We start from the raw sequence: 22,944 nt of genomic DNA on the forward strand, positions 1-22,944 counted from the left end.
TGACAACTTAATTGACAACTTAGCGGACGACCTGCGCGAGGTCGCCCGACTTGTACTTCTCCGCGATTTTATCAAGCGAAACCGGCTTGATCTTGCCGGCCTGGCCTTCGCAGCCAAATTGCGTGTAACGCTCGATACAGATCTTCATCGCGGCTTCGCGCGCCGGCTTCAGATAATCGCGCGGATCGAACTTGCCCGGATTCTGCGCCATGTAGCGGCGGATCGCACCGGTGATCGCCAGACGCAGGTCGGTGTCGATGTTGACCTTGCGCACGCCGTTCTTGATGCCTTCCTGAATTTCCTCGACCGGCACGCCGTAGGTTTCCTTCATGTCGCCGCCGAATTCGCGGATTTCCGCGAGCAGCTCCTGCGGCACCGACGACGAACCGTGCATCACCAGATGGGTGTTCGGAATACGCTGGTGGATTTCCTTGATGCGCTGAATCGACAGAATATCGCCCGTCGGCTTCTTGCTGAATTTGTACGCGCCGTGCGATGTGCCGATGGCGATCGCCAGTGCATCGCATTGGGTCAGCTTGACGAAGTCCGCAGCCTGCTCCGGATCGGTCAGCAGTTGCTCGCGGGTCATCGTGCCTTCCGCGCCGTGGCCGTCTTCCTTGTCGCCCTTCATGGTTTCCAGCGAACCGAGCACGCCCAGTTCCGCTTCCACCGTGACGCCGATCGAGTGCGCCGCCTCAACCACCTTGCGCGAGACTTCGACGTTGTATTCGTACGAGGCAACCGTCTTGCCGTCGGCTTCGAGCGAGCCGTCCATCATCACGCTGGTGAAGCCGCTGCGGATCGCCGCCATACAGACCGCCGGCGATTGCCCGTGATCCTGGTGCATCACGACTGGAATGTGCGGATACGACTCGACCGCTGCTTCGATCAGGTGGCGCAGGAACGCCTCGCCCGCGTACTTACGCGCGCCGGCCGATGCCTGCATGATGACCGGTGCGTTGACCTTGTCGGCCGCCGCCATGATCGCCTGCACCTGCTCCAGGTTGTTCACGTTGAATGCCGGAAGGCCGTAGCCGTTTTCGGCAGCATGGTCCAGCAGTTGACGCATTGATACGAGAGGCATGCTGTAACTCCTTAGATTGAAACGAATTCTGAGCCGTCGGCATCTTTTGGGCGATTTTATCGCGAAGCAAGCCGCCTATCCGTGCACACGTTCCCTAAAGCACGTTTCCTTCACGCGCGATTGGAGTCCGTGCGCCGCCTCTCGCGGGGGCATTGCAGCCTGCTTCCCTCAATCAAGCCGGTGCCGATCGAGCAGTCTCCTGTGTCGGCGGGAGTTAGTGCTTTAGCACTTACTCCCGCCCCACACATAGTGTGTCGATCGGTGTTAGCGTGTCGACCAGAGTTAGCGCTTACTCTGGTCCAATAGCGCTACTCCGATCCCATGCAAGATGGTTGCTGCGTAATCAATACGGCTCACCGACCCGTACGATTTTCAGCGTGTTCGTCCCACCGGCCTGACCCATCGGCTCGCCGACCGTCAGCACCACCATGTCGCCGCGCGACGCGTACCCTTTGCGGACCACGGTTTCCAACGCCTGTTGCAACGCGGTGTCGCGGTCGGTGTTGGTGTCCAGATGCAGCGAGGTCACATTGCGGTACAGCGCCATGGCCCGTTCGCTGCCGACCCGCGGCGTGAGCGCGAAAATCGGCACGTGGGTCGAGTGGCGCGACATCCACAGCGCGGTCGAACCGGATTCGGTCAACGCGACGATCGCCTTCGCGCCCAGGTGATAGGCCGTGAAGAGCGCGCCCATCGCGATCGACTGGTCGATCCGGGTGAACGTGCGGTCGAGGAAATCCTTGTCCAGTTCCGACTCTTCCGACTTCTCGGCTTCGAGACAGATCGCCGCCATCGTTTCGATGGTCTGCACCGGGTACTTGCCCGCCGCCGATTCCGCCGACAGCATCACCGCGTCCGTGCCGTCGAGCACGGCGTTGGCGACGTCCGACACTTCGGCGCGGGTCGGCACCGGCGCGTAAATCATCGACTCCATCATCTGGGTCGCGGTAATCACGAACTTGTTCGACTCGCGCGCCATCCGGATCATGCGCTTTTGCAGCGCCGGGACTGCGGCATTGCCCACTTCCACAGCCAGATCGCCGCGCGCGACCATGATGCCGTCCGATGCATCGAGAATGCCCTGCAGCGCCGGAATGGCTTCCGCGCGCTCGATCTTGGCGATCATCTTCGGCTTGATGCCGTATGGCGCGCCCGCGATATTCGCGAGTTGGCGGGCCATTTCCATGTCGGTCGCGTTCTTCGGGAACGATACCGCGACAAAATCCACGCCGATCGACATCGCGGTGCGGATGTCTTCCATGTCTTTCGCGGTCAGCGCCGGCGCCGTCAGACCGCCGCCCTGGCGATTAATGCCCTTGTTGTTCGACAGCTCGCCGCCGATCTTCACGGTCGTGTGAATCTCGCTGCCGAGCACGCGGACCACGTTCAGCACGATCAGGCCGTCGTTGAGCAGCAGGACGTCGCCCGGTTTCAGGTCGCGCGGCAGGTCCTTGTAGTCGAGGCCGACGCGATCATCGTTGCCGAGTTCGCAGTCGGCGTCGAGGATGAACGGGTTGCCCGCGATCAGCGTGGTCTTGCCGTTTTCGAATTTGCCGACCCGGATCTTCGGGCCTTGCAGGTCAGCCATGATGGCGACTTCGCGGCCCGCCTGACGGGCTGCGTCGCGCACGAATTCGGCGCGCTGGCGGTGATCGTCGGCCGTGCCGTGCGAGAAATTGAGCCGTACCACGTCCAGTCCTGCCTGAATCATTTGCAGCAGGATTTCCGGCGTATTGGAAGCCGGTCCGATGGTGGCGACAATCTTGGTGGCGCGATGCATGAGTCTCCTCGTCTGGATAGGATCGCTGGAATGAGCGCTGCGAGTCGGATGCGGAGGCTGCGCACCGAAGGTTGCTGCCGGGGGCTGCGCGCCGGTTGAAACCAGCGTCGCTTTATGGGATGAAGCGGTGTTCGACATCAGCACGGGGGGCGCTGGCGGAGGGGCGAGCGCCACTTCTTCGTTGTGGCGTTCCGCCTGCGATTGGGCGGCTTGTCCGCTGGACAATTCCGCTGCCTCGTTGGCGGTGGTCAACTCCGCGAGCGCGAGGGGCGACCCGGATTCTTCTTGCTGGATAACAGCGGCCGGCGTGGCCGGCCTGGCGGCGGAGCGCACCGCGCGCTCCCCTGCCGTAGCTGCTGCGGTGTTGCGCGGCGACTTGCCGCCGCGCGCTTTTGCAGACTTAGCCGTTGGGGAGCGCGTCGCCACGTTAAGCCCGCGATTCCAGAACTTCGACCGCCGGCAGCTTCTTGCCTTCGAGGAACTCGAGGAAGGCGCCGCCGCCCGTCGAGATGTAGCTGACCTTATCGTGGATGCCGTACTTGGCAATCGCCGCGAGCGTGTCGCCGCCGCCTGCAATCGAGAACGCCGACGACTTGGCGATCGCGTCAGCCAGCGTCTTCGTACCGTTGCCGAACTGGTCGAATTCGAACACGCCGACCGGGCCGTTCCACACGATCGTGCCGGCTTTTTCCAGTTGCGCGGCGAGCACCCTGGCGGTGTCCGGTCCGATGTCGAGGATCAGATCATCGTCTTGAACGTCGGCGACGGCCTTCACTTCGGCCTTGGCGGTCGGCGAGAACGCCTTGGCCGTGACCACGTCGGTCGGGATCGGCACCGAGGCGCCGCGTGCTTTTGCTGCGTCGATGATGGCCTTGGCTTCGTTCACCAGATCGGCTTCGGCGAGCGACTTGCCGATCTTCAGACCGGCGGCCAGCATGAACGTATTGGCGATGCCGCCGCCGACGATCAGTTGGTCGACCTTCTCGGCCAGCGACTTCAGGATAGTCAGCTTGGTCGACACCTTGGAGCCGGCGACGATCGCCACCAGCGGACGCTTCGGCGCGCCGAGCGCATTGCCGAGCGCATCGAGTTCAGCCGCCAGCAGCGGGCCGGCGCAAGCGACGGGCGCGTACCTGGCGATGCCGTGCGTGGTGGCTTCGGCGCGGTGCGCGGTGCCGAACGCGTCGTTCACATAGACGTCGCAGAGCTTCGCCATTTTTTGCGCGAGCTCGTCCGAATCCTTCTTTTCGCCCTTGTTGACACGGCAGTTTTCCAGCAGCACAACCGAACCGGGCGCAACATTCACGCCGTTTTCGACCCAGTTCGCGACCAGCGGCACATCGCGGCCGAGCAACTCGGCCAGACGCTTCGCGACCGGCGCGAGCGAGTCTTCCGGCTTGAAGTCGCCTTCGGTCGGGCGGCCCAGGTGCGAGGTGACCATCACGGCGGCGCCTGCGTCCAGCGCGGCCTTGATAGCCGGCACGGAGGCGCGGATACGGGTGTCTTCGGTGATGTTGCCTTGATCGTCCTGCGGCACGTTCAGATCGGCGCGGATAAACACGCGTTTGCCGGATAGCTTGCCTTCGGCGATCAGATCGGAGAGACGCAATACCTTGTTCATGGGCGTGTATGTGCGAGTTGATGAGAAGGCGGTGGCGGACGACGCACTGACGGACAGCGCAAAACAAAACTCCAGCGCTTCGGCACAGCAGCGGCTCCGCTGAATCGGGCGCCGGCGCGCGAACCGCGGCTCGCGCGCCGTGCATCGGCGCGGTTATCCCGGAAACATCCATTTTAACCGATCCACACTGCCTTCTGACCTGCAACGGGGCGAATGTCCCGTATTTGACGAATGGACCGCGCGTGCTGCATCGCAGCATTTCAGACCTGCGCAATTACATGAAGAGCCGCATGAGCGTGAATACAACCATCCCGACGACGATCGTGCCCAGCATGGTGCGGCGCCACAAAAACCACGCGAGACCGGCTAGCGTCGCGTAAAACTCGTGATTCGACGGCCCGAAAGAAAGGCCGTCGGGGGTCGTCAGCACGTCGGGCAGCACGACCGCGGCGAGCGCCGCGGCCGGCGCGTAGCGCAGCATTCTTTGCACGCGTTCCGGCAGCACAGTGCGCTCGCCGCCGATTAGAAACATCGCGCGTGTCACCGTGGTGACGAAAGTCATGCCGACAATGGCCAGCCAGATCTGCGTGGCAGTCATGGGGAATCTCCGGCGCTGTTACGGATGCGGCGCAAGTCGGCGCGTTCGACCATCAGATCGGCCGCGCTGCCCGCGACGATCGCCGCGATCACCGCGAGCGGCAGCGCGAGCCGGTACGGCAAATCGAGGGCGAGCAGCGAAACCACGCCGGCGATACTGACCGCGACCAGCGTGGAACGCGTCGCGATCGCCGACACCATGATCGGCAGTAACGCCAGCGTGCCCGCCAGCGCGAGACCCCAGTTGTCCGGAATCAGGCTCGCCAGCAGAATGCCGACGATCGACGACACCTGCCACGACAGCCAGCTGCAGATCGCCATGCCCCAGTAATACGCTTCCTTGCCCGGTACGTGACCGGTCTGGAAGCTTTTCTTCTGGAACAGCAGATAGATCACGTCGCCGTTGAAATAGCCGAGCACGATGCGCCGCCACATCGGCAGATAGGAGAAATGCGGCGCGAGACCGGCGCTGAAGATCACGAAACGCGTATTGACCATCGCGGCCGTGAGCAGCACGGTCCACACCGGCAGCCTGGCCGCGAGGAGCGGCAGCACCGCCAGTTGCGACGAGCCGGCGTAGCACAGCAGCGACATGGTGAGCGCCTGCGGCAGCGTGAGCACGGACTTGCTCATCGCGATGCCGGTTACCAGGCCCCAGGAGAAAATCGCCATCAGCGTGGGCGAATAGTCGCGCGCGCCCTCACGGAAGGCACGGCGATCGGTATCTGACAGGCGAGCGAGCATGAGACGAAATGCGTTGGCGCGGGGCGCGCCGCAACGAAGGGAAGTCGGCGCCAGGTCGTCAAGCACCCGCTGGCGCATCCGGATTTGAATTATGCGTGCGCCGAATTATAGCGCCCGGCATGCGGCCAAATGCCCGTTCCGTGTGCAAAAGACGCTAAAATAACGCTCTTCGCTAGACCTCACAAGAAAACGCCGGGCCGCCCCCCGGGTTTTCCGCCCCGCAGGAAGTCCCCCGCCCCGAAGGAAGTCCCCTTGGGGGATTGGGGATTGCCCCCTCGGGGAGCCTGACGCGAAGCGACAGGTTTAGGGGCACTCACAACCGCACCCGCTGGAGAATCGTATGTCAATGGCCGACCGCGACGGCAAGATCTGGATGGATGGCAAGCTCATCGACTGGCGCGATGCCAAGATCCACGTGCTCACCCACACGCTGCATTACGGCATGGGCGTTTTCGAGGGCGTGCGCGCCTACAAGACGGCCGACGGCGGCACCGCGATTTTCCGCCTGCAGGAACACACCAAGCGCCTGCTGAACTCGGCGAAGATCTTCCAGATGGACGTGCCGTTCGACCACGAAACGCTCGCCGCCGCGCAGCGCGAAGTAGTCCGCGAAAACAAGCTCGAGTCCTGCTACCTGCGCCCGATCATCTGGGTCGGCTCGGAAAAGCTCGGCGTGTCGGCCAAAGGCAACACGATCCACGTGGCGATCGCCGCCTGGCCGTGGGGTGCGTACCTCGGCGAAGACGGCCTGAAGAAGGGCATTCGCGTGAAGACCTCGTCGTTCACGCGCCATCACGTGAACGTGTCGATGGTCCGCGCGAAGGCGTCGGGCTGGTACGTGAACTCGATCCTCGCCAACCAGGAAGCCACCGCCGACGGTTACGACGAAGCGCTGCTGCTCGACGTGGACGGCTACGTGTCGGAAGGCTCGGGTGAGAACTTCTTCCTCGTGAACAACGGCAAGCTGTACACACCGGACCTGTCGTCGTGCCTCGACGGCATCACGCGCGACACGGTCATCACGCTGGCGAAAGACGCGGGCATCGAAGTGATCGAAAAACGCATCACGCGCGACGAGGTCTACACTTGCGACGAAGCGTTCTTCACCGGCACCGCCGCCGAAGTCACGCCGATCCGCGAACTCGACAACCGCACGATCGGCTCGGGCGCACGCGGCCCGATCACTGAGAAGCTGCAAGCGGGCTTCTTCGATATCGTGAACGGCCGGAGCGAGAAGTACGCGCACTGGCTGACCAAGATCTAACGCGCGCTGCCCCGGCCTTTTTAACGGCGCAACGCACGCACCCTGCATACAACGAGAAAGTCCCCATGAGCGAAATCAAGGAAATGCCGCTGGTCGAACTGTCGGCGAAAGACCTGCCGGCGTACTGCCCGAATCCGGCAATGCCGCGCTGGAGCGCGCATCCGCGCGTCTTTATCGATGTCACGCACGGCGAAGCGCGTTGCCCGTACTGCAGCACGCGCTACAAGCTGCGCGACGGCGAAGTGGTCAGAGGTCATTGAACACTGAACGCTGAGCGCTTGCGCCGCTGCTTGTGGCCCTGTTGGCTTCGCCCGCTGCCCGGTTTGTCGTTTGACTTGCCGTATTTGCCTTTGCAGCAGGTGACCGGGCGAGCGCGTCGCAGCAACGCCGCAGCCGCGGCGGGTCCGGCCGAGCCGGGTCCGCGCCACGCGACGCGCGGCGTATCCCCTTTTACAAATCCGAACGCCACGCGCATGGCGCGCGCGGCGCTTCGTTTCGACACCGGATACTCACTCTGATGCGTCGCGCGTTGGTTATCGCACCGAACTGGATCGGTGACGCATTGATGGCGCAGCCGCTGTTCGCGCGCCTCGTGAAATTGCATCCGCGCATCGTAATCGACGCGGTCGCGCCTTCGTGGGTCGCGCCCGTGCTCGAACGGATGCCCGAGATCCGCGACGTCTACGCGACCGATCTCGCGCACGGCAAGCTGCAGATGCTGCGCCGCTGGCAACTGTCGAGCGACTTGCGCGACGTCGGCTACGACGCGGCCTACGTGCTGCCGAACTCGCTGAAGTCGGCGCTGATACCGTGGATGGCGGGCATTGCGCTGCGTATCGGCTATACCGGCGAAAGCCGCTACGGCCTCTTGAACGTGCGCCACGCGAATCCGCGCAAGGACGAGCGCCCGCCAATGGTCGGCCATTACGCCGCCCTCGCCTACGCGCCCGGCGCCAAGGTCCCCGGCGATCTGCCGATGCCGCGGCTCGACGCGGACCTGAACGAGGCGTCGCGCGTGTCGGCGCGCTTCAATCTGGATACGCGCGTGCCGCTGCTGGTGTTCTGCCCCGGCGCCGAGTACGGCCCGGCCAAGCGCTGGCCACCCGAGCATTTCGCGGCGCTTGCGCAGATGGTCGGCCAGTCGTTCCCATACACACAGATCGTCGCGCTCGGTTCGCCGAAAGACGCGCCGCTAGCCCAGGCGATCGCGGAGAAGGCGCCGAACGTACGCAACCTGTGCGGCCAGACCGCGCTCGGCGAGGCTTGTGCGTTGATCTCGCGGGCCAACGCGGTCGTCACCAACGATTCGGGCCTGATGCACGTGGCCGCCGCGCTGCGCCGGCCGCTCGTGGCTGTGTACGGTTCGACCGATCCGCGCCACACGCCGCCCTTGTCCGAGCTTGCAAAGGTACAATGGCTCCATCTCGAATGCAGCCCCTGTTTTGAGCGCGAGTGTCCGCTCGGTCATCTGAACTGCCTGAAGCAGTTGAGCGCCGAGCAGGTATTCGGCGATTTACGCGGCATGTTGCTCGCGCAACGCTGAACCGACTGACACTTGCACGCAACACCGCACGCTCCTGAGCGCGTCGCGTCATGTTCGCGCCTTGCGGCGCGGGCATTCTCGCGCTTGGGTGTGATTGTCCGGTGCTCCGGACTGTCCCGCTGACTGCTGCCCCGCAACCGCGCGCCGCGCACAAGAGACTGACGAGCCATGCCACGTTTTGCCCATATCTTCGAAGCCGCCGCCGATACCCTGAACGCCTATTACCAGGCCGTCGCCGAGGTCAATATCGACAGCTTGATGGGCCTGTGGATCGATGAGGAGTTCGTCAGCTGCATCTGCGCCGACGGCTCGCATCTGCACGGCCTCGACAGCATTCGCGCCGGCTTGCAGATCCAGCTGGAAGCCGCGCCGGTGTCGATCGAGCCGCTCGATATCCGCGTCTACGACAGCCTCGGCACCGTCGTCTACGCCATTGCTGAAGCGCACCGGCCAGCCAATCCGTCCGCCACGCCGACAATGGTGTTCACCACTTATGTGATGGTTCATGAGCGCGGCGAATGGCGCATTGCGCATATTCACGCAAGCCCGATGCCGAACGAGGCCGCGAGCCAGTTCGCTACGAAGATGCGGCATGGCCAAGGGTCGTTGCACTGACTTTTTGTTGAAGCTTCACGTTTTTGTTCCGACGCTGGTATGAGTACGCTCCGCAGGAAGTCCCCCGCCCCGAAAGCAGTCCCCTTGGGGGATTGGGGGACGACGCACGACAAATCCGCTTCTCCCGGCACGGCCCGCGCCGCGGCTGCCGTCGAGGCAACTGTCGATCTGCTCTACCGTGCGCCGCTCTGGCTGCCGAACCGGCATGTGCAAACCATCGTCCCGTCGCTGTTCGCGCGCCGCCCTGCGGTCACTTTCCGGCGCGAGCGCTGGGACACGCCAGACGGCGACTTCATCGATCTCGATTGGGTTGTGCACGATGACCAGTCCGTTGGCCCGTCGAGCGCCTCCGTTCCTCCGCAAGCTCCAACCGAAGACGCCCCGCTGTTCGTGCTGTTTCATGGCCTCGAAGGCAGTTCGGCGTCGCACTATGCCTTGTCGCTGATGGCCGGCGCGCGCGAGTATGGCTGGCACGGCGTGGTGCCACACTTTCGCAGTTGCAGCGGACCGTTGAATCTGCTGCCGCGTTTCTATCATCTTGCCGATAGCAACGAAGTGGACTGGGTGCTGCGGCGGTTGCGTGCTGCGCGTCGCGGGCCGATCGTGGCCGCGGGCGTGTCGCTTGGCGGCAATGTGCTGCTGCGCTGGCTCGGTGAGCGGCGCGAGGACGCGTCGTCGGTCATCTCGGCCGCCGCGGCGGTTTCGGCGCCGATCGACGTACATGCCGGCGGACGCGCGCTGGCGCAGGGATTCGGCATGATCTATACGCGCAATTTCCTGAAGACGCTGAAACAGAAAGCCGAGCAGAAGCTCGTCCAGTTTCCGGGTTTGTTCGACCGTGACACGATGCTCGCGAGCCGCACGATGTATGAGTTCGACAACGTGGTGACGGCGCCGCTGCACGGCTTTCGCGATACCGACGATTACTGGAGCAGCGCGACCACGCGGCCATTGTTGCCGCACATTGCGGTACCGACGCTGGTGTTGAACGCGCGCAACGATCCGTTCTTGCCGAGCGAGGCGTTGCCGTCGCGGCATGAAGTGTCGTCGGCCGTCGAACTCGATCAACCCAGGCACGGCGGCCACGCCGGCTTTATGACCGGACCGTTCCCGGGCCGCATCGACTGGCTGTCGCGGCGCGTGTTCGGCTACCTGGAGCGGCACGTCGATCATGGATGACATCGTCAGGCAGGCCTTGGCCAAATGGCCGAATGTGCCGAGTTGCACAGGTTGGTTGTTGCTCGACCGGCGCGGCAACTGGCGCATGAGGGATGAGGCTGCGCAGGCTAGTGGTGCGCCTGGTACGCCGATTCGGCATGCGGCGCTGCTCGCGTTTATCAATCGGAATTACGAGGCTGATGAACGTGGACAGTGGTTTTTTCAGAATGGGCCGCAGCGGGTTTATGTCGAGTTGGGGTATACGCCCTGGGTTGTGAGGTTATCCGCCGATGCTGGCGGAGTGCTTTCTTTGACTGATCAAGCTGGGGGCGCTTTTGAGCCTTCCGCTGTGTTTGTCGATGATGAAGGCGGAATTCTGTTTGTTGATGGCTCGGTGCCGCCGAGAGTTGCGGTTTTGCATGATCATGATCTGGAAGTTTTTTCTGATCATGCAAGGTTGGCTGACGATGCCGTCAGTGGGGATTTTTTCTGGCGAAATGGGGTTGTTTTGCCGCTTCAGCCGGTGCGGCGAGGTGATGTTGCCGCGAGGTTTGGGTTTGTTGTTAGCCCAGCAGGGGGGCAGTAGTTTTTTTGCTTTTGGCGGCGGCATTGTCTGTGTGCCTACGGCGTTGGCCTTTCCTTGCTTTGTTATTGGTTTATTAGCGTTCCCCCTGTGCGGGGGGGCACCTACTTTTCTTTGCCTGCCGCAAAGAAAAGTAGGCAAAAGAAAGCGGCTCAAACCGCTAGTTCTTATGCGGGCCCCCTGGCTTGGAGGAGGCAGTGGAACATCTGGAATCGGTGTTCTCGCGCACTCCGCGCTGGTGACAAGGCAGTCATACTTCCGGCGGCGCTGCGCGCGCCGCAGCGGTACTCCCTCGAGCTTCGCACGGAACAGCGCGCGAACAACCAAGCAACCGCCGCTGAAGGAGATGTTCAAGCTCGCAGGTGGTTCATCGTTCGTCGACGAGATAAACTTAAACATGTAACCGACCACTATCTGGATGCCAGGAGCGCGAATCTGAGGCCATTTGTCTGGAGCAAGTTCGCTGATGACTTTCTGGTGTACCTCGAGCGGTTTTGTGCAAAAAGTATCGAAACGAATGCCATGAACATCAACACCGCTGCTATCGACGACGCTGTACTCGCCCTTCTTTACCTGACCTTGCATGACCATGACCGAGCGTGGAAGGGCTTCGATCGGGATGCATTGCATCGGCTTTATGCACGGGGTCCGATTGACAACTCTGTCAATAAGGCCAAGTCTGTGGTGCTGACAGATGAGGGCTTACGCGAGTCTGAGCGCCTCTTTAAGGAACGCTTCCTTGCATCGCCTTCCGAAGGCGAGTAACGCAAACAAACTTCCACCGAAACGCAAGCGCCAAAACCGCCAAACAGTTTCGGGAAGGACCGCGTCGGCGCGCGCAGCGCCGCCGGAAGTATGACTGCCTTGTCACCGGCGCGGAGTGCGCGAGAACACCGATTCCAGATGCTCCACTGCCTCCTCCAAGCCAGGAGACCCGCTTCAAAGCTAGCGGTGTGAGCCGCTTTCTTTTGCCTACTTTTCTTTGCGGCAGGCAAAGAAAAGTAGGTGCTCCCCCGCACAGGGGGAACGCTAATAAACCAATATCAATTCAAGGAAAGGCCACCGCCGTAGGCAAACAGACATAAAGCGCCGCGCAAGGTAAACAACATAAAGAAAAGACCACCACCGCAGGCACACAGAACAGTGCCGCCGCCAAAGGCAAAAAAACCATTTACCCCTTCTCATCAAGCCGCTCCTCCCGATAGCGGCTCTCCATCTCATGTAACCTCGCGTCGACAGTAGCGAGATCATAGTATCCAATGGTCTTGATATCCCGCGCTTCCTTCAATTGCCGAATGGCAGAAAGCCAAGCCCCTTCGAGGGCAAACTTTTCGGCCAGCGCCCGATGCTGCGTCAACGCATCCCCACTGCCAGCACTCGCCTGCGCGAGATATAACCACCACGCCGGCTGCTCCGGATAAGCACGCGTTTCCTTCAACGCCAACGCCTGCGCCTCAGCAAACCGCCGCATCGTCAACAACGTTCGGATATGCATGTCGATCGCGGCATTCGATTGCGGCCAACGCTTCTGCGCAAGCTCGGCAAGACGAGCCGCCTCGTCATCGCGCCCGGCGCGGCGCGCAATATCCGCGGCCAGCACGTCCAGACTCGGTGAACTCCGCGCCGCCTCACCTTCACTGCGCTCGCCCGCAACAAATACAGCACGAGAAGAAGCAAGCGACGCCGCCGCGTCGTCATAACGCTCGAGCAGCATCTGCCCATATGCGATGCCGTACCAGTTCGCGGCAACATTCAGCGCCGTCCGGTCCTCGATCTCGGCGCGCAGCCGCGAAATCTCATCGGCGTATTCACCGCGCGAGCGATCCTGAAGCAAGCGTGCCCTCGCCCGCACGAAACCATATTCGGACGCCTGATGCGGTTGCCGGTACGGCGCGCGACGCGCACGGTCCTCCATGTCGGCGATCCGTTCGCCAGTCAACGGATGCGTGCGCGCGTACGCCGGCACACCCGTGTCGCTCATCGAGGCACGGTCGAGGCGACGGAAAAACGTCGCCATCGCGTACGGGTCGTAGCCGGCGCCGACCAGCAGCAAGAAACCGACGCGGTCCGCTTCGTGCTCGGCGGAACGCGAGAAGCGCAACTGGTTGTCGACCGCATACGCCTGGCCGCCGATCGCGATCGCACTGCCAAGATCACCGCTGTGCGCGATCACGCCCGCCAGAATCCCGAACAACAGGCCGGCGAGCGCGGCATAGCCGCTGCGCTCGCCAGTCGTGATCATCCGCGAGATGTGCCGCTGCAAGACGTGCCCCATCTCGTGCCCGAGCACGGACGCGAGTTCGGATTCGGTCTGCGTCGTCACGATCAAACCCGTGTTCACGCCGATGAAACCACCCGGCAACGAGAATGCGTTGATCTGCGAATCGCGGATCGCGAAGAGGTCGAAGTCCGGGCGATAATCGCCAATGTATTGCGCGTTGGCGGCCGCGGCGAGCTTCGTTGCAACCGAGTTCAGGTAGTCACGCACCAGCCAATCGTCGAGATAGTCGGGGTCGCGGCGCAACTCGCGCATCACGCGCAAGCCGAGCTTGCGCTCGGCTTGCGGCGTCAGCGACCCGGCGCCGCCATTGCCAAGGTCGGGCAGTTGCTGGGTGACGATCGGCGCGCGCCAGCCGGTGTTCGCGCCAGAGTTACCGGAGAAGCGACTCTGGGCGCCGCCGTAGATGCCGAACACGCCCTGCGCAATCTCCGGCGGCACAACGGGTTCGACATAAGAGTTCAGCGGGCCGATTTCCATCGGCGGCCCTTCAGTCTGTGTGCTGATGCCGATGGTCGAAGAGCCGCGGGACTGCGCGAACGCGCCCGGCTGCGTCACGAGCGCGACGGACAACAACGCAGCAAGAAACCGTTTCGGACGCATCGCGAGGTCGGCAGGACGGAGTCGAAAGGCAACGCCCGCCGCTCGGACTAAGATAGCGGGCATACGACAATTGTAATCAGTCACCGCGGCGATCCGGGCCACTTCGACGCCAGGCTCGCCAAGTGCGGCCTGATGACGCGCGCGACGCGGCAAGCTCATCCCCGGCCGCCGGCCGGCGTCGCCACGCTGCTATGATAGGCGCCCTCTGAAGGAGCCCAACCATGCCTGAACTCACCCATTTCGACGCCGCCGGCCAGGCGCATATGGTGGACGTCGGCGGCAAGCAGGAGACCAGGCGCATCGCTGTCGCGCGCGGCTCGATTCGCATGCTGCCGGAGACGTTCGCGCTGATCCGCGACGGCAACGCCAAGAAGGGCGACGTGATCGGCATCGCGCGCATCGCCGCGATCCAGGGCGCAAAGCGCACCGCCGATCTGATCCCGCTATGTCATCCGCTCGCGCTGACGCGCGTCAAAGTTGACTTCGAACTCGATGAAACGCTGCCCGGCGTGCATTGCACGGCCCAGGTGGAGACGCTCGGACGCACCGGCGTGGAGATGGAAGCGCTGACCGCCGTGCAGGTCGGGCTGCTGACGGTGTACGACATGTGCAAGGCGGTCGATCGCGGGATGACGATCACCGAGGTGAAAGTGCTGGAGAAGCACGGCGGCAAGTCGGGGGACTGGGTGGCGGGTTGATGACTGCCACCGTCATCGCCCCACTTCACCTCTGAAGCTCAGGAACGACAGCGCGACTTATTCGTCGTCGCTGTCATCGTCCTGATTGACGTTGCTCGGCGGCATTCCATACCGCTTCACCAATTCCGCCTTGAAGCCTGTCAGCGTCTTCTGCTCGTCGCACAGTTCGTACAGATAGCTCAACTGCGACGGCCAATCCTTCAATTCCTCGGCAAAAATCTTCAGGCGAGCGACGGTGTCGAACGCCGCCGCCATATCGCCGCTCAATGCCTGCAGCACCGCATAGCGGCGCAGTACCGTTTCGCCCGGCAGTAGCGCCATTGCCTGCTTGTGCATTGCGAGCTTGTGTTGCAGGTCCATCGAGTTCATCGGCAGTAGCGTCGCGAGGCCATACTCGCCCCACGCCTGGAACAGGAACGACGGGTCCGCGCGGTACTGTTCGGCGGGACGCGAGCCGTAATACAGTACCTCGGCACGCGTGTAGTCGCGATACACCGGATACAGCGCCGCCACGCCGCCGAACGCCACCGCCGCGAATACGCCGAATGACAGGCGGCCAGGCACGAGGCGCAGCGGGCGCGTCTCCAGCAAACCGAACACGAACATCGCCGGCAGCAGAAAGAACATGTACTGCTGCGGATATTCGACCAGCGCATGCATCACCAGCACGCCGATCAGCGCAATGCCGAACACGCGCGCGGCGGTGTACGGCGCGCGCACCACGCGCACCAGCCAGGCGATCAGGCCGAACAGCACGATAGCAAGGCCGATCAGGCCGGTTTTCGCGAGCAGATCGATGAAGATATCGTGCGAATTATTGGCGATCTCGACGCCGCCGAGCGTCTTCACAAACTCGTACTGGTAGCTCGGGAACTCGCCCCAACCGACACCCAGCAGCGGATGCGTCCTGAACATCGTCCAGCCGTACTTCCACAGCGCGAGGCGCGGCGCGATCTGGCCGGCGTCCTTGAAACGTTCAGCTGCGGACTGCCCGAGTTCCAGGTGATAGTGCACGTTGGCCCAGCGGATCAACGCATTGATGACAAAGAACAGCACCGCTAGCGCGACCGGGATAAGCCACTCGCGGTTACTGAGGCGTAGAAGCGGCTGATTGCGCGTCTGCGCAAACGCCATCCAGAAACCCGCAACCACGATCACGCCCATTTGCAGCCAGGGGCCGCGCGACACGGTCAGCGCCAGGCCAACCGCGAAGATCGTCGACACCAACAGCCAGATGCCGACGGCAAGTTGCCGCGTCTGCACGAGGAACAGCGCGCCCGCCATCGCGAACGCGATATAGGTGGCGAGGTGGTTCGCCTGCGCCATATTGCCGAACGGCCGGCGCTCGACGGTCACGTTATAGGCAACGACGAGCGGCGATACCTTCACCTCGAGGTGAAACAGCTGGATGACTTGGCAGAACACCGCAAACAGGCCGCCGACGATCAACGCCCAAGCTGCCCAGCGCAACGCGGTTTCGGTCAGTTTTGCGCGTGTGAAGCCATAGCCGGCGTGCACGGCCATGAACGCGGCGAGCAGATACCCGCCGCCGAGCCAGTTCATCGACGGCTGCGTGACCGGCAGCAACACCGATTGCGCGACCAGCACCAGCCCGAAAAACAGCGGTACCAGCGCGACGACCGGCGACGCAAACGTCATGCGCGGCTTGGCGCTCCACACGAGCAATACGACACCCGCGCCGGTCAACAGATACAGCGCGAGTGCCGTGAATTCAGCATAAAACGTCGGAATCGGATACGTGTGGCCGACGACTGCATAAGGCAGCACCAACGCGAGAGCCAACAGAATGAGAGACAGGTAGCGCGCAAATGGGGTGGGCATTGAGTAACCGGAGGCGTCAGCAACCGGCGCACTATACAAAAAAATTCTTCCGCTGTGCGCCGGCTGCGCCGAAATATCCTGAAAATCAGCCTTTTAGGTTCGGCTGCCACTCAGATAGCAGTTCATGCGCGGCACTCGGGTGGTGCAAGATTTGACGGCAATGTCGGCGCATCGGCCGGCGCGGGACCTGCACCCGGCGCCGGCAACGAAGACGCCGTCTTGCCGCCGGTGAAGCATTCCCACGCGAGCGCACCAGGCTGCGCCGATCCCTTGCTCAACGCGATCCGCGCGGTGGGCGCGTCGACGTTGTCGGGCACCGAAGGCACCAGCGTGAGCGTGTTCGAACCGGCCGGCGCAACGCGAGTCGTGAAAGCGACGGTGACCTGGCCGGTGTCGTCGTCGACGTGAATCGACTCGACGTTGCGGGTGGCAGGCGGCGACGCATAACCGCCGCCGAACGCATTGCCGCTGGCGGCGTTCTCGGACACCGCAAGGCGCGCGGACGCGGCCAGCGACAAGCCTTCGCCGACACGACTGCGAGCCAGATAGTTCTGATACGCCGGAATCGCGTAGGCGGCGATCACACCGACAATCGCCAGCACGATCATCAGCTCGATCAGCGTAAAGCCGAAGCCGACACTGCGGCAGGCCTGTGCGAGCCGCGCGTGCCACTGCGCTCGCCGAGAGGTTGAGCGCAGCAAAAACGTGGACTGTGAATAAGAGGCATACGGCAAGGTAATGATCATCGGCAGGCTCCTGAAACGAAAAACGCCTGTCCCACGAATCGGGGACAGGCGTTTCCATCGTAGCCAGCGTCGCTCGCCCTACACAGTCAGCCGGATGGCCAACGTTGCGCTAGCACGGCGATGTTCCGCTCAAGGTCTAGGCCGCCGCGCGATTGGCATTGCGGCGCTTGAGCAGGTAGCCGAGCAGCACGACGAACACCGCGCACGCGATGCTCATGCCGTACTCGGCAACCGGCGTATCGAGGATCGGCCAACGGTCGCCAGCCGGGTCGTTGATGATCAGACCGCCCGCAATCCAGCCGAGCAGCGCGGCCCCAAGCGTGATGACGATCGGAAAGCGGTCGAGCAGCTTCAGCACCAACTGACTGCCCCACACGATCAGCGGAATGCTCACCACCAGCCCGAAAATCACCAATGCGAGACGATGTCCCGGATCGGCCGCCTCGGCGGCGCCGGCAATCGCGATCACGTTGTCGAGGCTCATCACCGCGTCCGCGACGATGATCGTCTTGATCGCCGATATCAGCTTGTCGGCCGGCTTGACGTTCTCATGAATATCGTGCGCCGGCGCCATCAGGCGCACGCCGATCCACAGCAGCAGCAGACCACCGGCGAATTTCAGCAGCGGCACGTCGAGCAGCGCGACCGCGAACGCGATCAGCGCGACCCGCAGCAGGATGGCGCCGGCCGTGCCCCACAGCACGCCCTTCGTGCGCTGTGCGGGCGGCAGATTGCGGCAGGCAAGCGCGATCACGACGGCATTGTCGCCGCCGAGCAGGATATCGATGACGATGATCTGGATGACGGCGCCCCAATGGAGCGTGGCGAAGAACTCGAGCATGAGCGGAAGAATAAGAGGAAGCCGAACGCGCGGCCAATAAAAAAGCGGTGGAGTCGAAAACTCCCCCGCTTTTTAAGACCGCACGCTTACGAAAGGGTTTCGTAAGCGTATCAAAAAACGCGCCGCTACAGCGCGCGAATTTCAATTTACAGCATCGCCTTCAGAAGACGCGCCATTTCCGACGGGTTCTTCGTAACCTTGATGCCGCAGGCGTCCATGATTTCCAGCTTGGCTTCAGCCGTATCCGCACCGCCCGAGATCAGCGCGCCGGCGTGGCCCATGCGCTTGCCCGGAGGCGCCGTGACACCGGCGATAAAGCCAACCACCGGCTTCTTCATGTTTTCCTTGATCCAGTACGCTGCGTTCGCTTCGTCCGGACCGCCGATTTCGCCGATCATGATGACGGCGTCCGTTTCCGGATCGTCGTTGAACATCTTCATCACGTCGATGTGCTTCAGACCGTTGATCGGGTCGCCGCCGATACCGACTGCCGACGATTGGCCGAGGCCGATCGCCGTCAATTGACCGACTGCTTCATACGTCAGCGTGCCCGAACGCGACACGACGCCGATGCGGCCCTTGCGGTGGATGTGACCCGGCATGATGCCGATCTTCAGCTCGTCCGGCGTGATCGTGCCCGGGCAGTTCGGTCCGAGCAGCAGCGTCTTGCGGTTTTCGCGACGCATACGGTCCTTGATCTCGATCATGTCACGGACAGGAATACCTTCCGTGATACAGATCGCCAGATCCAGGTCGGCTTCGACAGCTTCCCAGATCGCAGCCGCAGCGCCTGCCGGCGGCACATAAATCACCGACACGGTCGCGCCCGTTTCAGCCTTGGCTTCGGCGACGCTAGCGTAGATAGGAATGCCTTCGAAATCTTCGCCGGCTTTCTTCGGGTTCACGCCTGCAACATACGCTTCGCGGCCGTTTGCATATTCACGGCAAGCACGCGTATGGAACTGACCGGTCTTGCCGGTGATGCCCTGCGTGATGACTTTGGTGTCTTTGTTAATCAGAATCGACATGTATTGACCTCTGTTCGTTTGGCGTCGCGCTGCTGCGCCACGAGGCAGAATATTCCCCGCCCGCGTCGCTCACGCGCCGCCATTCGTAATCCTGGTTAATCCTGGTTAAACGCGCTCTTACTTGCCTTGAGCGGCCGCGACGACCTTCTGAGCAGCTTCTTCCATGCTGTCCGCCGAGATGATCGGCAGGCCGGATTCGGCGAGCATCTTCTTGCCGAGGTCTTCGTTCGTGCCCTTCATGCGCACGACGAGCGGCACCTGCAGATGAACCGCCTTCGACGCGGCGATCACGCCTTCGGCGATCACGTCGCAGCGCATGATGCCGCCGAAGATGTTAACCAGGATCGCAGTCAGGTTCGGGTTCTTCAGCATCAGCTTGAACGCTTCGGTGACCTTCTCGGTCGTGGCGCCACCGCCCACGTCCAGGAAGTTCGCCGGTTCGCCGCCGAACAGCTTGATGGTGTCCATCGTTGCCATTGCGAGGCCAGCGCCGTTCACGAGGCAGCCGATGTTGCCGTCGAGCGAGATATACGCGAGGTCGAACTTCGATGCTTCGACTTCAGCCGGATCTTCTTCGTCCAGATCGCGATACGCAACGATTTCCGGGTGACGGAACAGTGCGTTCGAATCGAAGTTGAACTTGGCGTCCAACGCGATGACCTTGCCGTCGCCGGTCAGGATCAGCGGGTTGATTTCGGCCAGCGACGCGTCGGTTTCCCAGAATGCCTTGTACAGACCTTGCAGGATCGCGCGCGCTTGCGGGATCGATGCGTCGGGCACGCCGATTTTCTTCGCGAGGTCGTCAGCTTCAGCGTCCTTCAGGCCGGTCGACGGGTCGACAGCAACCTTGTGGATCAGTTCAGGCGTCTTTTCCGCGACTTCCTCGACGTCCATGCCGCCTTCGCTCGATGCCATCACGACGATCTTCTGCGAAACACGATCGATCACCAGGCCGACATACAGTTCCTTCTTGATGTCAGCGCCTTCTTCGATCAGCAGACGATTCACCTTCTGGCCTTCCGGACCGGTCTGGTGCGTGACGAGCTGCATGCCGAGGATCTGGTTCGAGTATTCACGAACCTGTTCCAGCGACTTGGCAACCTTCACGCCGCCGCCCTTGCCACGGCCACCCGCGTGGATCTGAGCCTTCACGACCCATACCGGACCGCCGAGCTCTTCCGCGGCCTTGACCGCGTCATCCACCGAGAAGACCGGCTTGCCGCGCGGTACCGCGACGCCGAATTTCCGCAGGATTTCCTTACCCTGGTACTCGTGAATCTTCATGCGTGATTCCCTTCAGTCTGAGAGTTGGATTGAACTTCGTTTCCGCTGCCGTCGTTCATGCCGGACGCGCCGCCGCCGTTGCCTGCCTGGCGAGCCGCCCCGTCGCTTGACCCGGCCGCGCGATCTGCTGAACGCGGTGCGTGGCCATACCAGCGCGGATAAAACTGTTGCACCGCCTCGCCGTCGAAACGCAGCGCGTGGCAGCGTCCCAGCTGGAATGGCGGTTTGTCGTTGGAATGCTCGTCAGCGCTGTCTGCGCTTTTGGCCTGCTCGGTCCCTGACTTTGCCGTTGCGCCTGGCGTGCCTTCATTGGTGTTCCACACGTCGCCGGCAAATGCCTGGATCGCGGCGGTCGGCAGAAGCGCGCACAACTCGGTGAGATGCGCGCAGCCAGCCGTGCCGGCCAGCAAACGGGCAGCATCGCGACGGAAGTTGTGGAACAGATTGAGCCCGATGAGGGCACGGTAGGCGGGATTGCTGGCTTGGCACAAACCTGGATAGGGCACCCAGTCGGACGACGCTTGCGCGTCGACGACATTGAGCTTGCGATCGATGGTGATGCGAAGCCAGAGTTCATGGATCGGCTGACCCTTGGGCCGAACACCCGACGCTAGCACCACATCGCGCGGTTTTTCGTCGGTCAAGCACGCTTCCACATCCCACAGGCCATCGGCTCGCTCATAGGCTTCCGCTCTGATTGCGCGACGGTGGCGCAACTGACGGGACACTGGCGGGGAGAGCGGCATGCGGGAAAGAAAGGCCGGATTGGAAAACCCACGAATTTTAGCATACTGGGTATTTGAGACAGGGCGGAATACGCAGGGCCGCCCGGCGGGACGACGTAGCTAGTCGCTGCTCCATTCCTCGTCGATACCTTTGAGAATTTTGCCGATCGTCGTGCCGGAGAAACCTCGCGACGCCAGAAAACGCGCCTGCTTAGCCCGGTCAACGGCCGTTTCGGGAAGCTGACCGAATTTCTTTCGCCATACGGCTTGAGCACGAGCCAACTCGGTTTCGCGCAATTGCGCGCTGGCTTCTTCGACCAGAGTCTGATCGACTGCGTGCTGCTTCAACTCGCCAACGATCCGGCTCGCGCCCAACCGCGACGAGCGCCGATGAATCAGGCTTTCCGCGAAACGCGAATCGGACAGCCAGTTTTCGGTCTCAAGCGCGTCGAGCAAGGTTTCGAGCGAATCGGTTTCTTCGACAAACGGCTTCAGCTTGCGCGCGAGTTCGGACCGGCTGTACTCGCGCCGCGATAAATAACCAAGGGCGCGACCTTTTAGCGAACGGGCTGGGTGTTGGGATTTTTTCGCACCGCTGTCTTCCGGTTTCGCTTCGCCAGGTGTGCGACGCGAGCGGGTGTAGGTGGTTTCGGAAGGATCCGAGGCGGTTTGTGCGGAAGACTCAGACTGCGCGCCCCGACCTGCGGCGCGATCATGTGCGCCGAAGGATTCGAAGGGATCGGCGTCGTCACGCGGGCCGCCCGCGTGACGTCCAGCATTGGACAACGGCCGGCCCTTGCGTATCACGCGACGGTTACTCCTCTTCGTCCGCGACTTCGGCGCCTGCGCCGGTCACCGCGTCCGCCATTGCATTCACGCCCAGCGATTCGCGGATACGATTTTCGATCTCACGGGCGATGTCCGGATTTTCGCGCAGGAATTCGCGCGCGTTGTCCTTACCCTGACCGATCCGTTCGCCGCTGTAGCTATACCAGGCGCCAGCCTTGTCGACGATCTTCGCTTGCACACCGAGGTCGATGATTTCGCCCTGGCGCGAAATACCTTCGCCATACAGGATGTCGAAAATCGCTTCGCGGAACGGTGGCGACACCTTGTTTTTGACGACCTTCACGCGCGTTTCGTTGCCGATCACTTCGTCGTTCTTCTTGATCGAACCGATCCGGCGAATGTCCAGACGCACCGACGCGTAGAACTTCAGCGCGTTGCCGCCCGTGGTGGTTTCCGGGTTGCCGAACATCACGCCGATCTTCATGCGGATCTGGTTGATGAAGATCACGAGGCAGTTCGTGCGCTTGATCGTGCCGGTGAGCTTGCGCAGCGCTTGCGACATCAGACGCGCTTGCAGACCCGGCAGCGAGTCGCCCATTTCGCCTTCGATTTCAGCCTTCGGCACGAGTGCCGCGACCGAGTCGATCACGATCATGTCGATCGAGCCCGAGCGCACCAGTGCGTCGGCAATTTCGAGCGCCTGTTCACCGGTGTCCGGCTGCGAAACCAGCAGGTCGTTCACGTTCACGCCGAGCTTGCTCGCGTACTGGATGTCCAGCGCGTGTTCCGCGTCGATAAACGCTGCCGTGCCGCCTATCTTCTGCATTTCAGCGATGACTTGCAGCGTCAGCGTGGTTTTACCGGACGATTCCGGGCCATAAATTTCGACCACACGGCCACGCGGCAAACCGCCGACGCCCAGCGCGATGTCGAGGCCGAGCGATCCGGTTGAGACCACCTGGATGTCTTCGATTACCTCACCTGCGCCGAGCCGCATGACCGACCCTTTGCCGAACTGCTTTTCGATCTGCGCAAGCGCGGCAGCGAGTGCCTTGCTTTTTTCAGCAGTCAGTCCAGCCGAGCCTTTCTTGCTTTCTTCCATGAATCGTCCTTTGCTATGA

22 protein-coding genes are annotated in these 22,944 nt (G+C 62.5%); 8 read left to right on the top strand and 14 right to left on the bottom strand.

All coding sequences use genetic code 11. The features are described 5' to 3' along the window. Positions 1-19: 19 nt before the first annotated feature. The 5 genes from fba to AC3WOG_RS17435 form a co-directional block, all read right to left on the bottom strand. The gene (gene fba / locus AC3WOG_RS17415; protein WP_341314392.1) at positions 20-1,084 is read right to left on the bottom strand and encodes a class II fructose-bisphosphate aldolase; all 1,065 of its coding nucleotides are present in this window, start codon (positions 1,082-1,084) and stop codon (positions 20-22) included. A 343-nt stretch (positions 1,085-1,427) separates the two neighbouring features. Further along, complete coding sequence (gene pyk / locus AC3WOG_RS17420) at positions 1,428-2,864, bottom strand: pyruvate kinase (RefSeq protein WP_492579828.1); 1,437 nt, start codon at positions 2,862-2,864, stop codon at positions 1,428-1,430. Between the two features lie 427 nt (positions 2,865-3,291). Continuing rightward, on the bottom strand, positions 3,292-4,485 hold the full coding sequence (locus AC3WOG_RS17425; RefSeq protein ID WP_492579137.1) for a phosphoglycerate kinase: 1,194 nt from the start codon (positions 4,483-4,485) through the stop codon (positions 3,292-3,294). Positions 4,486-4,759: 274 nt separating this feature from the next. Next, a complete protein-coding gene (locus AC3WOG_RS17430) occupies positions 4,760-5,083 on the bottom strand; it encodes an AzlD domain-containing protein (protein ID WP_492579138.1) in 324 nt (107 codons plus the stop codon). Further along, complete coding sequence (locus tag AC3WOG_RS17435; RefSeq protein WP_492579139.1) at positions 5,080-5,826, bottom strand: AzlC family ABC transporter permease; 747 nt, start codon at positions 5,824-5,826, stop codon at positions 5,080-5,082. The genes AC3WOG_RS17430 and AC3WOG_RS17435 overlap by 4 nt, the downstream gene beginning before the upstream one ends. Before the next feature lie 340 nt (positions 5,827-6,166). On the opposite strand from AC3WOG_RS17435, the gene AC3WOG_RS17440 reads away from it, so the two are divergent. The 7 genes from AC3WOG_RS17440 to AC3WOG_RS17470 all read left to right on the top strand — a co-directional run bounded on the left by AC3WOG_RS17440 (position 6,167) and on the right by AC3WOG_RS17470 (position 11,754). Beyond that, a complete protein-coding gene (locus AC3WOG_RS17440) occupies positions 6,167-7,090 on the top strand; it encodes a branched-chain amino acid transaminase (protein WP_492579140.1) in 924 nt (307 codons plus the stop codon). 65 nt (positions 7,091-7,155) lie between these two features. Next, positions 7,156-7,350: a zinc-finger domain-containing protein gene (locus AC3WOG_RS17445; protein WP_035548391.1), complete on the top strand. Its 195-nt coding sequence runs from the start codon at positions 7,156-7,158 to the stop codon at positions 7,348-7,350. A gap of 257 nt (positions 7,351-7,607) precedes the next feature. Beyond that, positions 7,608-8,633, top strand: coding sequence for a lipopolysaccharide heptosyltransferase II (gene waaF / locus AC3WOG_RS17450; RefSeq protein ID WP_341314386.1), 1,026 nt, complete (start codon positions 7,608-7,610; stop codon positions 8,631-8,633). A gap of 168 nt (positions 8,634-8,801) precedes the next feature. Continuing rightward, positions 8,802-9,248, top strand: a complete 447-nt coding sequence (locus AC3WOG_RS17455) for a nuclear transport factor 2 family protein (RefSeq protein WP_492579141.1) — start codon at positions 8,802-8,804, stop codon at positions 9,246-9,248. A gap of 39 nt (positions 9,249-9,287) precedes the next feature. Next, on the top strand, positions 9,288-10,427 hold the full coding sequence (locus AC3WOG_RS17460; protein WP_492579142.1) for a YheT family hydrolase: 1,140 nt from the start codon (positions 9,288-9,290) through the stop codon (positions 10,425-10,427). Beyond that, positions 10,420-10,992, top strand: coding sequence for a DUF2946 family protein (locus AC3WOG_RS17465; RefSeq protein WP_492579143.1), 573 nt, complete (start codon positions 10,420-10,422; stop codon positions 10,990-10,992). The genes AC3WOG_RS17460 and AC3WOG_RS17465 overlap by 8 nt, the downstream gene beginning before the upstream one ends. Before the next feature lie 519 nt (positions 10,993-11,511). Beyond that, the gene (locus AC3WOG_RS17470) at positions 11,512-11,754 is read left to right on the top strand and encodes a DUF6429 family protein (RefSeq protein ID WP_492579144.1); all 243 of its coding nucleotides are present in this window, start codon (positions 11,512-11,514) and stop codon (positions 11,752-11,754) included. A 406-nt stretch (positions 11,755-12,160) separates the two neighbouring features. Here AC3WOG_RS17470 and AC3WOG_RS17475 read toward each other — a convergent pair whose 3' ends face one another. Then, the gene (locus AC3WOG_RS17475) at positions 12,161-13,870 is read right to left on the bottom strand and encodes a M48 family metalloprotease (protein ID WP_492579145.1); all 1,710 of its coding nucleotides are present in this window, start codon (positions 13,868-13,870) and stop codon (positions 12,161-12,163) included. A gap of 221 nt (positions 13,871-14,091) precedes the next feature. Here AC3WOG_RS17475 and moaC point away from each other — a divergent pair, with 221 nt between their 5' ends. Then, on the top strand, positions 14,092-14,568 hold the full coding sequence (moaC, locus tag AC3WOG_RS17480) for a cyclic pyranopterin monophosphate synthase MoaC (RefSeq protein WP_492579146.1): 477 nt from the start codon (positions 14,092-14,094) through the stop codon (positions 14,566-14,568). Positions 14,569-14,625: 57 nt separating this feature from the next. Here moaC and AC3WOG_RS17485 read toward each other — a convergent pair whose 3' ends face one another. The 8 genes from AC3WOG_RS17485 to recA all read right to left on the bottom strand — a co-directional run bounded on the left by AC3WOG_RS17485 (position 14,626) and on the right by recA (position 22,925). Then, the gene (locus AC3WOG_RS17485; RefSeq protein WP_492579147.1) at positions 14,626-16,410 is read right to left on the bottom strand and encodes a PglL family O-oligosaccharyltransferase; all 1,785 of its coding nucleotides are present in this window, start codon (positions 16,408-16,410) and stop codon (positions 14,626-14,628) included. 122 nt (positions 16,411-16,532) lie between these two features. Then, positions 16,533-17,156, bottom strand: coding sequence for a pilin (locus AC3WOG_RS17490; protein WP_492579148.1), 624 nt, complete (start codon positions 17,154-17,156; stop codon positions 16,533-16,535). A gap of 136 nt (positions 17,157-17,292) precedes the next feature. Further along, positions 17,293-17,997, bottom strand: a complete 705-nt coding sequence (locus tag AC3WOG_RS17495; RefSeq protein ID WP_492579149.1) for a TerC family protein — start codon at positions 17,995-17,997, stop codon at positions 17,293-17,295. A gap of 146 nt (positions 17,998-18,143) precedes the next feature. Beyond that, positions 18,144-19,025 (bottom strand): succinate--CoA ligase subunit alpha, encoded by an 882-nt coding sequence (sucD, locus tag AC3WOG_RS17500; protein ID WP_410834116.1) that lies wholly within the window; start codon positions 19,023-19,025, stop codon positions 18,144-18,146. A 117-nt stretch (positions 19,026-19,142) separates the two neighbouring features. Further along, positions 19,143-20,309 carry an ADP-forming succinate--CoA ligase subunit beta gene (gene sucC, locus AC3WOG_RS17505; protein ID WP_115098982.1) on the bottom strand — a complete coding sequence of 389 codons (1,167 nt, stop codon included), beginning with the start codon at positions 20,307-20,309 and terminating at the stop codon, positions 19,143-19,145. Further along, the gene (locus AC3WOG_RS17510) at positions 20,306-21,055 is read right to left on the bottom strand and encodes a DUF2889 domain-containing protein (RefSeq protein WP_492579150.1); all 750 of its coding nucleotides are present in this window, start codon (positions 21,053-21,055) and stop codon (positions 20,306-20,308) included. The genes sucC and AC3WOG_RS17510 overlap by 4 nt, the downstream gene beginning before the upstream one ends. 99 nt (positions 21,056-21,154) lie before the next feature. Further along, on the bottom strand, positions 21,155-21,841 hold the full coding sequence (recX, locus tag AC3WOG_RS17515; protein WP_492579151.1) for a recombination regulator RecX: 687 nt from the start codon (positions 21,839-21,841) through the stop codon (positions 21,155-21,157). Between the two features lie 7 nt (positions 21,842-21,848). After that, positions 21,849-22,925, bottom strand: a complete 1,077-nt coding sequence (gene recA / locus AC3WOG_RS17520) for a recombinase RecA (protein WP_492579152.1) — start codon at positions 22,923-22,925, stop codon at positions 21,849-21,851. Between the last annotated feature and the right edge of the window lie 19 nt (positions 22,926-22,944).

The organism is Paraburkholderia sp. FW306-02-B, assembly GCF_058782725.1.